This window comes from Candidatus Nitrospira neuquenensis, from assembly GCF_979578155.1.
Genome location: NZ_CEFZDU010000038.1, coordinates 45,036 through 59,612, shown reverse-complemented (window position 1 = coordinate 59,612; position 14,577 = coordinate 45,036). Strand labels below are relative to the sequence as shown.

Below are 14,577 nucleotides of genomic sequence, written 5' to 3'. Positions count from 1 at the left end.
AAGAGCGGCTCAGTATACCCAACTGCGGGCGATTGCGCCATGGCGCGGCGAGAGCGAGTCGGCGGGGGACAGGGATGCGCGCCAGTGGTATACTCCCGGCCTTCGTTCGGGGGGGGCGGCGGGATGAACGACGGCATGGACGAGCGGGGCGACACGGTCGTGGGGGAAGCGGCGGATCCGTCCGAGGCGGAGTCGCCTCCGTGCGAGCCGGGCCTCTCCTCCCTCGTGACGGGGCTGGCCGCCGTGATCCTCGTCCTCTGTCTCTCGCTCTTCGGGTACCTGCAGGCCACGGTCCGGCCGCTGGAGCGCGTGCCCGCTCCCGAGGAGGCCCTTGCCCTCATGGTCGGTCGGTCCCTGGAGCTCGACCGGGCCATGGCCGCGACCTCCCCGCCGGAGCAGGTGCTCTACGCGGTGTTTCTGGGAGCGGGGGCCGGCGAGCTGGAGCAGTCCATCCGGTGGTACGAGGAGCTGGCGAAGGAGTCGGAGAATCCGCTGGTCCACCTGCACCTCGCCGTTCTGGAAGGCGAGGCCGGACGGACGGAGGCGCTCCACGGCCGGCTCCGGACGTGGGAGGGCTTCGGTGCTCCCTGGCCCCTCGTCGGTCGGCTCGTGCGGGCGGCCTATTTCCAGGGGCGCCTCGATCGGGCCGACGAGCAGGAGCTGCAGGCCGGGCTGGCGGAACTGGCGCCGGCCGGGTGGTTTTACGACCGCCTGGCGATCCGGCTCGCCGAGCGGGCCGGCGATCGCGCGCTGCTGGAGGCGACCGAGGCCGCGGCAAAGCGCCGCGTCGAGCCGCTGCTGCGGCGGCTCCGCCTGCTGGCCGCCCTCCAGGGCGCGGTCGTCGTCCTCGGCATCCTGTCCTTCCTGGCCATCGTCTTTCAGGACCGAGGGCGCCGCCTCCTGCCGATCGGCACGGCGCCGATCCCCCCGCCCTGGCGGGGCCGCGTCGGCGCCGCCGTCCTGACCCGCGGGGGCGCGGTCGGGGCGGTGCTCGTCCTGCTGTTCCTGTTCGTGAGCGACGACAACCTGCTCCTGCGCCTCGCGGCGACGCCGGTGACCTCGCTGCCCCTGCTGTGGCTCGCCGACCGCCATCTCTTCAAGCCGGCCGGGCTCCGGTTCCGCGAAGGTCTGGGCCTCCGGGCCATGCCCGGCACGCTGGGCCGGTTGGGGCTGGCCACCCTGGCCTTGGCCGGCCTGGCCTTCCTGGGCGAGGGGGTGCTGGACGTCGTCGCGGACGCCTTCGACTACGCGAGCCACTGGACCGAGTGGTTCGACGCGGACCTGGCCTGGGGGACGGCACCGCTCCTGGCGACCGCGCTGATCGAGTACGTGGTCTTCGCGCCCCTGTTCGAGGAACTGGTCTTCCGGGGCCTGCTCTTCGGCACCCTGCGGCGGCGGCTGGGGTTCGCGCCCGCGGCGCTCGTGAGCGCGGCGATCTTCGCCCTGGCCCACGGCTACGGCGCGCTCGGCTTCGCCAGCGTGTTCTGGAGCGGGCTCCTCTGGGCCTGGGCCTTCGAGAAAACCGGCAGTCTCCTCCCCGGGATCGCCGCCCATGCCCTCAACAACCTCCTGGTCTGCCTCGGCGTCCTCGGCCTCCTCCGTCCCTGACTCCCGCCGTTGCCGAGCGCTTGCCGCGCCCGTCCTCACGCAGACGACGGAGCGTCGCGCCGCGCCCGGCAGGCCGGCCGTGGCGCCGACGGATCCCCTGGCCCTTCCGCCAGTTTAAATGTCGGAGAACTCACCGACAATGCTGTCAGATTCGGTCCCCATTTGCCCGCCTCGCTCCTGACTCTACCCTACATACAGGGTTAAGGTTTGGCGGTACCGTTGCACCCGACAGCTTGGGGAAGGAGCGGCGATGGGACAGGGACGCATCATTGGGGTGAACTTCTTACAGGGGGGGTGTCGCCATGGAATGCCGACGCTGCCGTGGGCTGATGGTGCTGGATGGGTTGGTCTGCAGCGAGGAGGAGATGGTCTGGCTGGATGTCTGGCGCTGCATGAACTGCGGCGACCTCCTCGATCCGGCGATCGAGACGCACCGTCGGGCCCAGGGCTTCTACGCGGGGGCCGTTGCCGTCTGCGCCCAGGGGTGAGGAGGATGGAGGTCCGCCGGCCGATCGTGAGCGCGTCCGGTTTGCGGCGCCGGCGCGCGGCTCGATCCGGCGATCCGATCCGGCATGTCCTGTGAGGAGGAGGCTGCCATGACACCGGTCATCATCGAGATCAGCGAAGGGCGGGTGCAGGAGGTCTACAGCGGGCAACCCGCCGAGGTCATCATCATCGACTGGGACCGCGACCCCGGCACGCAGCCCCTGGCCTACCGGCTGGAGCCGCTCGCGCTCCACTGCCTGGCGCTGTTCTCCCGGCTGGCCCTGGCCTCGCTGGCACCGGCGAGCCCGGCCCCGCGCGACGAGCCGCTTTCCGAGCGGCGGGCGATCGGCTGCTGATCCACCCGTCCCCGTCGTCCGAGGGCACGGCCCCAGGCCGGCCTCGCCTTCCGTCGAGCGCCGATCCGCCGGGTGTCCTCCCTTGTCGCCCGTTCCCGCCCGTTGACAAGCGCGAAATTCACTATAAGATGCCGCATGCCTCTCGGCGGCTTCCATCCCGTGATCGCGGACTGGTTCCGCCGCCGGTTCGGCGGTCCCACCGAGGTCCAGGCGCAGGCATGGCCGGCCATCGCCTCGGGCGGGGACGTGCTGCTCGCCGCGCCGACCGGCTCGGGGAAAACCCTGGCCGCCTTCCTGACCTGCCTCGATGACCTGTTCCGTCGGGCCCTGGCCGGGGGGCTGGAGGACCGGACCCACGTTCTCTACGTCTCGCCGCTCAAGGCCCTCGGCAACGACGTGGAGAAGAACCTCCGCCGGCCGCTGGCGGAGATCGGGGAGGCGGCGCTCGGGGCGGGGCTGCTGACGCCGGAAATCCGCGTCACCGTCCGGACCGGAGACACGCCGGCCCCGGAGCGGCAGCGGATGCTCCGCCGGCCGCCGCACATCCTCATCACCACGCCGGAGTCGCTCTTCCTGCTGCTGACCGCGGCCAAGAGCCGGGCGGTGCTGCGGGACGTCCAGACGGTGATCGTGGACGAGATCCACGCCGTCGCCCCGAACAAGCGTGGCGCGCACCTGGCGCTCTCGCTCGAGCGGCTGGCGGCGCTCGCGGACGTCCCGCCGCGGCGCATCGGCCTCTCCGCCACGCAGCGGCCCATCGAGGAGATCGCGCATTTCCTGACGGGAGGGGCGCGCGGCGCGGGGCCCCCTCCCGTAGTGATCGACGTCGGCCACCGGCGCGAGATGGACCTGGCGGTGGAGGTCCCGAAGGACGAGCTGGGCGCGGTGGCGACGAACGCGATCTGGAGCGACGTCTACGACCGCCTCGCCGAGCTGGTCGCCGCGCACCGCTCCACCCTCGTCTTCGTCAACACGCGGCGGCTGGCCGAGCGGGTGGCCCACCATCTGGAGGAGCGCCTGCGGGAGCGGCTGGGCGCGGAGGTCGTGGCCGCGCACCACGGGAGCCTCTCGCGCCGGATCCGCCTCGCGGCGGAGGAGCGGCTCAAGGGCGGCAGCACGCGCGTCGTCGTGGCGACCGCCTCGCTGGAGCTGGGCATCGACGTCGGCGCCGTGGACCTGGTCTGCCAGATCGGCTCGCCCCGCGCGATCGCCACCTGTCTTCAGCGGGTCGGCCGGTCCGGCCACCGGGTCGGGGCCCTGCCCAAGGGGCGGCTCTTCGCGACGACGCGCGACGAACTGATCGAATGCGCCGCGCTCGTGCGCGCGATCCGCGGCGGGGCGCTGGATCGGATCGCGGTCCCGCCCGCGCCGCTCGACATCCTGGCGCAGCAGGTCGTGGCCGAGGTGGCGGCCCGCGAGTGGGGCGAGGACGAGCTGTTCGCCCTCTGCCGGCGCGCCTGGCCCTACCGGAACTTGTCGCGGCACGACTTCGACGCGGTGGTCCGGATGCAGGCGGAGGGGATCGCCGGCGGCCGGCGGCGGGCCCGGGCCTTTCTCCACCACGACCGAGTCAACCGCCGGCTCCGGGCGCGACGCGGCGCGCGGCTGGCCGCGATCACCTCGGGCGGCGCGATCCCCGACACGGCCGACTACGCGGTCATCGCCGAGCCGGAGGGGACCGTCGTCGGCTCGGTGGACGAGGACTTCGCGGTCGAGAGCCTGGCCGGCGACATCATCCTGCTCGGGAACGCCTCCTGGCGCATCCGCGGCGTGGAGACGGGGAAGATGCGGGTGGAGGACGCCCACGGCGCGCCGCCGACGATCCCCTTCTGGCGCGGGGAGGCGCCCTCGCGCACGGCCGAGCTGTCCGCCGAGGTGGCCGCCCTCCGCGAGCGGGTGGACACCTTGATCCGGGCTTCCTCCGCCCTCCCCACCCCTCACCCCGCACCCCTCACGTGGCTGCAGACCGACTGCGGCCTCGACCGGCGCGGGGCCGAGCAGGCGGTGGCCTACGTGGCGGCCGGCCGCGCGGTCCTGGGGGCGGTGCCGACCGGCCGGACCGTGATCGCGGAGCGGTTCTTCGACGAAGGCGGGGGGATGCAGCTCGTCATCCACGCGCCCTTCGGCGGCCGGATCAACCGGGCCTGGGGGCTCGCGCTCCGCAAGCGCTTCTGCACGACCTTCGACTTCGAGCTCCAGGCCGCGGCGACCGACGAGGGGATCGTGCTCTCGCTCGGCGAGCGGCACAGCTTCCCGCTCGCGACGATCTTCGAGTTTCTCCGGAGCGACGGCCTGGAGGCGGTGCTGGTCCAGGCCGTGCTCGCCGCGCCCATGTTCGCCACGCGCTGGCGCTGGAACGCGACGCGCGCGCTGGCCCTGCTGCGGTTCGCCGACGGCCGTCGGGTGCCGCCGCCGATCCAGCGCATGCGGGCCGAGGACCTGCTGGCTGCGGTGTTTCCCGCCGCGACCGCCTGCCGGGACAATCACCGGGGCGACCACGCCTACCGGGAATTGCCGGACCATCCGCTCGTCGCGGAGACGATCCGGGACTGTCTGACCGAGGCCATGGACATCGAGGGGCTGAAGGCGGTGCTGGCGGGGATCGAGCGGGGGGAGATTCGCTGCCTTGCCGTGGACACGCCGGCCCCCTCGGTCTTCAGCCACGAAATCCTGAACGCCAACCCCTATGCCTTCCTGGACGACGCGCCGCTGGAGGAGCGGCGGGCGCGGGCGGTGGAGATGCGGCGGAGCCTGCCGCCGGAGCTGGCGGGCGGGCTCGGCGCGCTGGACCCGGCCGCCATCGCCGAAGTGGCCGAGGAGGCCTGGCCGGTCGTGCGCGACCCGGACGAGCTGCACGATGCGCTCCTGACGCTCGTCTGGCTGCCGGCCGCGAGCGCGAGCGGCTGGGCCGAGCACCTGCCGCCCCTCATCGAGGCCGGCCGGGCGGCGGCCGTGACCGTTGCGCCGGCCGGCGCCCCACCCTTGACGCCCCAAGGGTTCACGGGCTGGGTGGCGACTGAACGCCTCGCCCTTGTCCGGGCCGTCTTCTCGGAGGCCGCGATCGGTGCGCCGGAGCAGGCCGGCTCCGAGCCCCAGCCCGATCGAGAGGAGGCGGTCACCGCCATTGTCCGCGGTTGGATGGAGAGCACCGGGCCGACGACCGCGACGGAGCTGGCGGACCGGTTGGGTGTGCCGGCCCCGGCCGTCCGGTCGGCCCTGCTGAGGTTGGAGGCCGAAGGCCAGGTCCTCCGCGGCCGGTTCCGCCCGGCGGAGAATGGGCAGGCTGGGCGTGGGGGTGGCGCGCTCCGCGGGGCCCCCTCCCACTCGGATGACGAATGGTGCGATCGGCGGCTGCTGGCGAGAATCCATCGCCTCACGGTCGGCCGGCTGCGGCGCGAGGTGGAGCCGGTCCCGGCGGCGGACTTCATGCGGTTTCTCCTCCAGTGGCAGCACGTCGCGCCGGGAGCCAGGCTGCACGGCGAGGAGGGCCTGCTGGAGATCATCCGGCAGCTCGCCGGGTTCGAGGCGGCCGCCTCGGCCTGGGAGCCAGCCCTGCTGCGGGTGCGGATGGCCAGGTACGACCCGGCGCTCCTGGACCGGCTCTGCCTCGGCGGCGCGGTCGCCTGGGGCCGGCTGTCGCCGCACCAGGGGCTTGCGGCCCGCAGGGCCGCCGGTCCCGGGACGATGGACGAGCCGCCGGCGAAGAGGCCACGCGTCGTGCCGACGCGGCTCGCGCCGCTGAGCCTCTACCCGCGGGAGGACGGGGCCTGGCTGTTGGCCCTGGCGGACGGGGAGAGGCCCGGGGCTCCACGCGGCGGACCAGAGCCGGCGCGCGGGCTGAGCCCGGCCGCGCAGGACCTCCACCGGTGCCTCTCGTCGCGCGGGGCGAGCTTCTTCGCCGACCTCGTCGCCGGCACCGGCCGGCTGCCGGCCGAGGTGGAGGACGGGCTGTGGGAATTGGTCGCGGCGGGGCTGGTGACGGCGGACGGCTTCGACAGCCTGCGCGCGTTGCTCGACCCGCGCCGGCGTCGCGCCGAGGGACGGGAGGGGGCCAGGCGTGCGCGACACGGCGCCGGCCGCTGGTCGCTCCTCCGGACGTCGCTCGCGCCGCCCCCGTCCCCCCTCACGTCGTCGGAGCGGGCCGCCCGGCAGTTGTTGCGGCGGTACGGCGTGGTCTTCCGGGACCTGCTCACGCGCGAGGGGCTCTGCCCGCCCTGGCGGGACCTGCTGGCGGTCTATCGGCGGCTGGAGCTGCGGGGGGAGGTGCGGGGCGGGCGGTTCGTCGACGGGTTCACCGGCGAGCAGTTCGCGCTGCCGGAGGCGGTGGAATCCCTCCGCGCCCTGCGCAAGGCGGCGGCCCGCGGCGCGCGCGGGCCGGCCCACGAGATCAGACTCTCCGGCGCCGATCCCTTGAACTTGGTCGGCATCCTGCTGCCGGGCGCCCGCGTGCCGGGCACGCCGGCCTACGAAATCATATTGAACGACGGGCTTCCGGTGCGGGTGGGGCTCGCCCGTCCGGCCCGCGCGCGCGAAGGCGGACCGGCGAGCCAGGGGGCCGCCGAGGCCGCCGGCTAGCTCACGACGGCTGCGGCCTCGCCAGCTCGGGCCGGCGGGCCAGCTCCCGCGCGAGCGCGGCCAGCATCTCGTCGGGCGTGGTCCCGGCGGTCGCGTAGATCTCGCCGTACTTCTCCCGCGTCAGCCGACCGAACTCGGCCCGGCGCTCGCTCGGGACGCCGAGCAGTGCGCCGAACGACGCGAGGTACTCGCCCCGGCCCTGCGCCATGTCCTGCTTCAGGTTCTCGAAGTTGATCGCGATGAAGGCGGTGATCCGGGCGTCTTCTCGGACCAGACCGTCCTCCGTGAACCAGCTCCGGCCGCTGGTGCTGGAGAGGATGTCGGTCGTCGGGTCGGTGGTTGCCTTGATGGTGCCCTTGGTGGTGCAGGCCGGCAGCAGGGCCAGCGCGAGCAGCGGCGGGAGGAGCGTGCGACGGAAGCGCGATGCGGTCATGGTCATCCCTCCAGATGAACGATGATGCGGCGCTCGGACCGGCAGGCGCACGCTAGCAGCCCGCCGTCCGTCTGTCAAGAACGGCGGGGCGGGTCCGGCCCCGGTTGCGGCACCGGCAGCCCTTCGAGCGCCATGATCCGCAGCGCGTTGGTCGTCGGGCAGGGGCCGGGCCGCAGCCGATAATCGAACGCGAGCGAGCCGTTCTCGACGAACTCCTGGAAGTGCGCGTTGGCGGCGCCGGGCACGTCCCGCTCGATCTCGGTCAATTCGAGGTCGTGGGTCGTGACCAGGCCGAACCCGTTGCGGGCGGCGAGGGCGCGCAGGAACGCGCCGCTGCCGATCAGCCGCTCGCGGTTGTTCGTGCCCTTGAAGATCTCGTCGATGAGGAAGAGGACGGGCGCGGCGTCGCGCGCGCCGGCCTCGTCCAGGATCCGCCGGAGCCGCTTCACCTCGGCGTAGAAGTACGAGAGCCCCGCCTCCAGCGAGTCGTCCACGCGGATGCAGCAGAACGGCCGCGCCCAGGTCCATTCGAAAGCCTCGGCGCAGACCGGCCCGCCCGCCTGCGCCAGACAGACGTTCAGGCCGACCGTGCGGAGGAAGGTGCTCTTGCCGGACATGTTCGAGCCGGTCACGAGCAGCAGGCGGCCGGCGCCCCGCAGCTCCAGGTCGTTGGCGACCCGGCGAGCCTGCGGGATGAGCGGATGGCCGAGGGCGCGGGCCGTCAGCACAGGGGGCCGTCCCTCGCCCGCGTCCGGCAGTCTCGCGGGCCAGCGCGAGTCCGGGTTGAGCCAGGCCAGCGTCCCCAGCGAGGCGGCCGCTTCCAGCTCGGCCAGCCGGTCCAGCCAGCCGGGGGCCTCGCCGGCGATCTGCGCGCGGAGGCGGGCCAGCCGGTGGGCGAACCAGAGGTCCCAGGGCAGGAGGGCGTTGAGGCCCAGGTGGATGAGCGGATGGGCGCGGATGCTGAGCGCGTGGCAGAGGCGGGCGAGCCGCGCCAGCCGGCGAGAGGGGCGGTGCACGCCGCCGATCAGCGGCAGGCAGAGGCGGCCCAGCGCCGGGCTGGCCGTGTACGACCGGCGCTCCAGGCAACGAAAGACCGCGACCAGCCGGCGCAGCTCCAGGTGCAGGGTCTGGGCCCGGTCGAACGCATGCGTCGTGCCGCCGGGGCTGAGCATCGCGATGGTGGCGTACAGTCCGAAGGAGATCATCCAGTAGGCGGGAAGGAGCGCGAGCAGCGAGCCCAGGCCCAGCGCGACGGTGCAGGCGGCCAGCAGGGACTGAAGGACGAGCAGGGGGCGGAGGTCGGGCTCCCGCTCCTCCGGCCGCAGGAGCGCCAGGAGGCGGCCGCCGTTGATGGAGCCGGTCTGCCCGGCCCGGGGCTGCGCGGCCAGCACGAGACGGTCCCGGAGGAGCGGGCGCCCGGCCAGCTCGCGCGCGAGCCCCTGCCGCTCCCGCCAGGTCTCTTGGTCGAGCCGGGTGACGGACTGGTCCAGGAGCCGGGCGGCGAGGCGCTCCCGGCCCAGGGTGGTGAACGTCGTGTCGAGCAGGCGCAGGAGCGAGGCGCGGCCGGTCAGGTCGAGGTCGGCGGCGTAGGGGTGGCCGGGCGGGGAGGGGACCGACTCGGCGGGCAGCGCGTCCCAGTCCAGCCGGAGCCGCGCCAGGTGGGCGCGCTTGAGGTCGCGCCAGCGCCGCATCCGGTGCAGCCGCGCTTCGACCCTGCTATGATACCGCGCCACGGCGAGGAAGATGAGCGCGGCGGCGGCGAGCGTCGCGTCGCCGGCCTGGTACCAGGCGAGCTTGTAGAGCGAGACCGCGGCGAGCGCGCCCGTCAGGACGATCGCCAGCCTCCAGCGGCTGAGGCGGAGGCTGGCCCGGGTGCCCGCGTTGATCAGGCAGTCGGTTCTCGCCAGGAGGCGGACGAGCGCCCGCTCGCGCGGCCGCGCGGGGGCCGCCGCACGGGGAAAGGCGGGTTCCCGGGACATGGGGGGACCTTACCCGGTCGCGTGCAGACTCGTCAATCGGAGGCTCGAGGAGAGGCGCGGTGCGCGAGGGCTGGGTGGAAATCCGGATCGCGGCGTCGGTGGACCCGGCGGAGCTGCTCAGCCTGCTGGGGGACCCGGAGGCGACGGGGGCCTGGCAAGAGAACGGGCTGATCCGGGTCTACTGGCCGGCGGAGCGCTGGCATCCCTCCCGACTCGACGACCTGCGGGCCGCCCTGAGACGGCTCGGTCAGGACCCGACCCGTACCGCGATCCGCGCGGAGCCCCTCGCCGATCGCGACTGGAACGCGGCCTGGGCCGAGTCGGTCGAGCCGATCCGCGTCGGCCGGCGCGTCGTCGTCCGGCCGAGCTGGAAGGCGGCGCCGCTGCAGCCCGGCGACATCGAGCTGGTGCTCGACCCCAAGCAGGCCTTCGGGAGCGGCCACCACGCGACGACCCGGCTCCTGATCGAGCGGTTGGAGGAGACGGTGCGCGGCGGCGAGCGCGTGCTGGACGCCGGGACGGGGAGCGGCATCCTGGCGATGGCCGCGCTCCGGCTGGGCGCGGCGTCGGCGGTCGGCCTGGACCACGATCCCGTGGCCGTCGAGTGCGCGCGCGACTACGCGGCGGCCAACGGCTTCGGCCAGGAGCTGGAGCTGCGCGTCCAGCCGCTCGACGACACGCTGCCGGCCGCCCGGTTCGACCTCATCCTCGCCAACCTCGACCGGCGGACCCTCCTGGAGACGGCCTCCCTGCTGCGCCGCGCCGCCGTCCCCGGCGCCCGGCTGCTGCTCTCCGGCCTGCTCGCCGAGGACGAGGCCGAGGTCGCCGGGGCCCTGGCGCTTACCGGCCTGGCCCTCCGCGACCGCCGCGAGCAGGAGGGGTGGCTCGCCCTGTCGGGGGAGGCGGCGCCGGCCCGGCTCCATCGGATCAACGTCTCCAACGGCGGCGTCCCCAAGCGGCCGGTGCCGGAGGCCCGGATCACGACGTCCGGCGTCGAGGGGGATCGCCAGCGCAGCCGCCGGTTCCATGGCGGGCCGGACCGCGCGGTCTGCCTCTACTCGCTGGAGCTGATCGAGGCGCTCAAGGGCGAGGGCCACGCGATCGAGCCCGGCTCCACGGGGGAGAATCTCACGCTCGCCGGGGTCGGGTGGGGGGGACTGGCTCCGGGCGCCCGGCTGCGCATCGGGGAGCGTGTCCGGCTGGAGATCACGGACTACACGACGCCCTGCCGGCTTAACGGACAATGGTTCTGTAAGGGCGACTTCTTGCGCATCTCGCACGAGCGCTATCCGGGCTGGAGCCGCCTCTACGCGCGGGTGCTGGCCGGCGGGCCCATCCGGCCGGGCGACCCCGTGAGCGTGGAGGAGGCGTGAAACGTGAAAGGTGAACGGTCGGACGTGGAAGGTGGCGCGAAGAGGGTGGCGCGAAGATAGTTGCGCGAAGATAGTTGATTGACCGGCCCGCCTGATTCATGGCGGGTCGTCGCGACATCGCGCCGTCGCCTGCAAGACGGGCGCGCGGGGGCGCGAGGGAGGGTGAGAGGGAGGCGTGCTCCCTGCAGCACCGTGACCGACCGAGCGGCGAGCCAGCCGGCACGCCGCGTGCCGGCTCGGCGCAGCGGCGGGTCCGCCTGTCCCTGCGGACACGCAGACGGGCGACGGCAGCGGGCACGTTCATGAATCAGGTGGGCTCGTGAGGGACGGACGCATGGACCGTGTGCCGGAACCGGAGCTGATGGACGATCCCGAGCAGGCCCTGGCCTACGCGAGGGCCGACTTCGAGGAGGAAAACCAGGGCTTCGTCGACCTCTTCCGGGAGTACTTCCCCGACTTCATCGAGGGGCATGTGCTCGACCTGGGCTGCGGGCCGGCGGACATCCCGATCCGTCTCGTGCGGGTCCTGCCCGGCTGTTCCGTCACCGCCGTGGACGCCTCCCCGGCCATGATCCGACTCGCGGAGGAGGCGGTGCGCGTGGCGGAGCTGGACGGCCGCATCACGCTGCGCTGCGAGCGGGTGCAGCAGGTGGCCCTCGATCGGCCGGCCGGCGCCGTGATCTCCAACAGCCTGCTCCACCACCTGCCGAATCCCCTGCAGTTCTGGCAGGCGATCCGCCGGCTGGCCGAGCCCGGCGCCTGCGTCCTCGTCATGGACCTGCTGCGCCCCGAGTCGCCCGAGGCCGCGCAGGCCATCGTGGACCGCTACGCCGCGGGCGAGCCGGCGATCCTGCGCCGCGACTTCTACAATTCGCTGCTGGCGGCCTTCACCGAGGACGAGGTGGCCGGTCAACTGGCGACGATGAACCTGACGCGCCTCCTGATCGACGTGCCGGATGACCGGCACTGGGTCGTGGGCGGGCGCATCCTGTGAGGGACCGACTGCCGTCCTGCGCGGCGGGGCCCGGTCCGAGCCGCCCCCCGATCCGCTGACCTACGGAGGGTTCACGCGCCCGCCGGCGACGGGGAACAGCGACCTTGGCTTCCGCTGCGCCACGGATTCAGCCGGATGACGAGCATCGCGCTTCTTTCCACTCAACGCCGGACACGCGACCCTTCCCCCGCTACGGCCGCAGCCACACCGCCGCCACAACGAGGACCGTGAGCGCCGCCAGCACGGTGAGGTAGACGGTGACGCTGCGGTCGCTCCGCCAGGCGGTCTGCCACTCCTCCGGGTAGAGGGACTTGCCCAGTACGTAGAGGTCCGGCTCGTAGAGCCCCAGCACCCGCTCGATCTCGATGAGCGCCTGCTTGGCCTGGCGGTGCCGCTCGCGCTGCTGGAGGATGAGATAGGCGAAGACGGAGGAGAACAGCGCGACCCCCGTGATCGCGAAGAGGGCGACGGTGAGGTCGGACTTGACCCGCGCCGGCGAGGTGGGGACGGCCAGCATGGTCACGAGCAGCAGCACGAGGAAGGCGCTCGCGAAGGCCGTGAGCCGCATCATCTGCTCCCGCCGGCGGAAGACCTCCTCTTTGTACCAGGGATAGAGGACCTTCAGGATCTCCAGTTGCGCTTCGCGCAGACCGTCGCTCGGCGACATGGCGCCCTCCCTCACCGCGGCCGGCCCAGATGCCCGGCCAGCCAGTCCACGATCAGGGTCGTCATGGCCGTGAAGTCCTCCCGCCGCGTGAAGCCGTGATCGGCGCCCGGCAGCACCGCCAGCCGCTTCTCGGTCTGGAGCGCGTCCATCAGGCGTCGGGCTTGATCGAGGGAGACGTACTCGTCCCGGTCGCCCTGGACGATCAGGGTCGGGGCCGTGATCGCCTTGGCCGGCCCGTAGGCGACGTGCCGCCGGCAGTCTTCGTAGAAGGCGTAGCGCAGCGGGACGCGGCCGGGGTTGCCGGTGACGTCCGGGATCGTCCCGGTGGCCTTCCACTCCGCCATGCCCGCCGCGCCGAACTCCCGCTCCAACATCTCCGGAAAGTCCGGCACCGGGCACTTGAGCGCCAGCGCATCGAGCCGGCGCCCCTCCTCCGCCCAGCGGGCGGCGGCGTGCGTCGCGACGAGGCCCCCGAAGCTGGAGCCGACCAGCCCGAGCCGCGAGAACCCGCGCGCGGCGATCAGGTCGAGGGCCGCGAGCGCCTGGGCCAGCGCCCGCGCGACCGTGATCTCCGCGAAGGGCCCCTGGCTCTCGCCTTGGCCGAGGAAATCGAACCGAAAGGTCGCGAGGCCGCGCTCGTTCAGCAGCCTGGTCAGGGCCCGGTTGGTCGAGCTGTTCTTGTTGGACAGGAAGCCGTGGCAGAGCAGGACGATCCGGTCGGTGGCGGCCTCCGGCAAGGCCAGGACGCCGGCGACGCGGCGGCCGTCCGGATCGGTGAAGGGAAGGGCCTGTTCCATGGCCGCCATTCTAGCAGAACGTCGGCTACGACGGAGGCCGGCGGCCGACCACGAGGACCACTTTGCCCGCCAGGAGACCCAGGCCGAGCAGGAGCAGGCCGCCGCTCGCCCAGCTCGCCGCCGTGACCTCGGGGGCGGCGAGGGGGAGCTGCCAGACGAGCGCGGCGGTGAGGGCCAGGCCCACCGTGCCGAGGTTCAAGGCCCAGAGCTGGAGGGGGCGCCAGCGCTCGACGATCGCGGTCAGCTCGGCCAGGTAGGCCCCCCGCTTCTTGTTGCTCGCGACGCGCGCGACCGCGAACATGATCGGCAGCAGGTGCGAGAGGGCGCCGGCCACGGTCTGGAACACGAAGCCGACGAGCGCCAGGTGGGTGTAGGCCATCAGGTGCAGGGCCCCGAAGGGCACGGCCGGCGGGTCCCAGAGCGCGTTCACGCTGACCAGGATGCCGGCGGCCACCCCCAGGACGAGCTGGACGGTCGCGAGCAGGAAGTGATCGGACGCGACGCGGCGGGGCCGGCCCGCGCCGATCCAGGTCAGGAGGATGTTGGCCGCGTACAGGACGACGCCGGCGAGCAGCGCCGCGCCCGCTGCGATCTGGACCCAGACCCGGCCGAGGAGGAACCCGGCGATCAGGAGCAGGATGCCGGCCGGCAGGAGAAAGAAGGTGCAGCGGGCCAGGCGCGGGCTGTGGAGCGGCGCGCCGAGGACGGTCGGAAACAGGTTGTGCATCGTGCCGATGATCGTCAGGGTGACGAAGCCCAGCAGGTTGAGGTGGATGTGCGCCAGCCTCGCCTGCCCGTAGGTGGTCGCGGCGAACAGCCGCAGGGCCATGCCCTCGCCGTAGGCCAACCCGCCGAACAGGAGCAGGAGCGCGACGCCGTAGAACCAGAGGTTCAGCGGCGGCGAGTTCACGCTCGCGCGGGCCTGGCGCAGCGCGTCGCCGGCGACCGCGAGGAAGGCGAGGGCGACGAAGCCGCCCGCGAGGGCGACGATCTCCAACCGGCCGAGCGCGAAGCCCGCAACCAGCCCGACCGCGCCGCCGTTGATCGCGGCGTAGAGCAGGGGATGGGAGGCCGGCCGGTCGCGTCCCGTGAGCAGCAGCGGCGGGATGAAGGCCAGCAGCGCGCCGAGGATCATCTGGGCGATGCCGCCGACGAGGGCGGCGTGGACGTGGACGAGGCGCAGGACCGCCGGCAGGGGCGTCCCGACCAGCGGGGCGAGGAAGAGCCCCAGCCCCAGCAGCGCGGAGAGCGCCAGCCAGCCGAAGCCGGTGAGCAGGAAGAGGGGCGGGCGGAACTGCGCGCGCATCGG

The 14,577-nt window shown here is 73.5% G+C and carries 11 protein-coding genes; 6 read left to right on the top strand and 5 right to left on the bottom strand.

Translation table 11 applies throughout. From position 1 onward, the window contains the following. The first annotated feature begins 123 nt into the window (after nucleotides 1–123). The 4 genes from AC1U7O_RS16375 (at nucleotide 124) to AC1U7O_RS16360 (ending at nucleotide 7,025) form a co-directional block, all read left to right on the top strand. Nucleotides 124–1,608 (top strand): CPBP family intramembrane glutamic endopeptidase, encoded by a 1,485-nt coding sequence (locus AC1U7O_RS16375; RefSeq protein WP_479895966.1) that lies wholly within the window; start codon nucleotides 124–126, stop codon nucleotides 1,606–1,608. A 302-nt stretch (nucleotides 1,609–1,910) separates the two neighbouring features. Beyond that, nucleotides 1,911–2,096: a hypothetical protein gene (locus AC1U7O_RS16370; protein ID WP_479895965.1), complete on the top strand. Its 186-nt coding sequence runs from the start codon at nucleotides 1,911–1,913 to the stop codon at nucleotides 2,094–2,096. Between the two features lie 108 nt (nucleotides 2,097–2,204). Continuing rightward, nucleotides 2,205–2,450: a hypothetical protein gene (locus AC1U7O_RS16365; protein ID WP_479895964.1), complete on the top strand. Its 246-nt coding sequence runs from the start codon at nucleotides 2,205–2,207 to the stop codon at nucleotides 2,448–2,450. A 135-nt stretch (nucleotides 2,451–2,585) separates the two neighbouring features. After that, nucleotides 2,586–7,025: a DEAD/DEAH box helicase gene (locus AC1U7O_RS16360; RefSeq protein ID WP_479895963.1), complete on the top strand. Its 4,440-nt coding sequence runs from the start codon at nucleotides 2,586–2,588 to the stop codon at nucleotides 7,023–7,025. Between the two features lies 1 nt (nucleotide 7,026). Here AC1U7O_RS16360 and AC1U7O_RS16355 read toward each other — a convergent pair whose 3' ends face one another. Then, nucleotides 7,027–7,458, bottom strand: a complete 432-nt coding sequence (locus AC1U7O_RS16355) for a DUF3015 family protein (RefSeq protein WP_479895962.1) — start codon at nucleotides 7,456–7,458, stop codon at nucleotides 7,027–7,029. Nucleotides 7,459–7,532: 74 nt separating this feature from the next. Continuing rightward, nucleotides 7,533–9,437 (bottom strand): MutS family DNA mismatch repair protein, encoded by a 1,905-nt coding sequence (locus AC1U7O_RS16350; protein ID WP_479895961.1) that lies wholly within the window; start codon nucleotides 9,435–9,437, stop codon nucleotides 7,533–7,535. A gap of 59 nt (nucleotides 9,438–9,496) precedes the next feature. Here AC1U7O_RS16350 and AC1U7O_RS16345 point away from each other — a divergent pair, with 59 nt between their 5' ends. Continuing rightward, entirely contained in the window at nucleotides 9,497–10,810 is a 1,314-nt protein-coding gene (locus tag AC1U7O_RS16345; RefSeq protein ID WP_479895960.1) for a 50S ribosomal protein L11 methyltransferase, read from the top strand. A 334-nt stretch (nucleotides 10,811–11,144) separates the two neighbouring features. Beyond that, nucleotides 11,145–11,804 (top strand): class I SAM-dependent methyltransferase, encoded by a 660-nt coding sequence (locus AC1U7O_RS16340; RefSeq protein WP_479895959.1) that lies wholly within the window; start codon nucleotides 11,145–11,147, stop codon nucleotides 11,802–11,804. A 190-nt stretch (nucleotides 11,805–11,994) separates the two neighbouring features. Here AC1U7O_RS16340 and AC1U7O_RS16335 read toward each other — a convergent pair whose 3' ends face one another. The 3 genes from AC1U7O_RS16335 to AC1U7O_RS16325 are packed head-to-tail and all read right to left on the bottom strand — an operon-like array spanning nucleotide 11,995 to nucleotide 14,574. Next, nucleotides 11,995–12,471 carry a hypothetical protein gene (locus tag AC1U7O_RS16335; RefSeq protein ID WP_479895958.1) on the bottom strand — a complete coding sequence of 159 codons (477 nt, stop codon included), beginning with the start codon at nucleotides 12,469–12,471 and terminating at the stop codon, nucleotides 11,995–11,997. 11 nt (nucleotides 12,472–12,482) lie between these two features. Continuing rightward, on the bottom strand, nucleotides 12,483–13,268 hold the full coding sequence (locus AC1U7O_RS16330) for an alpha/beta hydrolase family protein (RefSeq protein WP_479895957.1): 786 nt from the start codon (nucleotides 13,266–13,268) through the stop codon (nucleotides 12,483–12,485). Nucleotides 13,269–13,293: 25 nt separating this feature from the next. After that, the gene (locus tag AC1U7O_RS16325; RefSeq protein ID WP_479895956.1) at nucleotides 13,294–14,574 is read right to left on the bottom strand and encodes a hypothetical protein; all 1,281 of its coding nucleotides are present in this window, start codon (nucleotides 14,572–14,574) and stop codon (nucleotides 13,294–13,296) included. Nucleotides 14,575–14,577 lie beyond the last annotated feature (3 nt).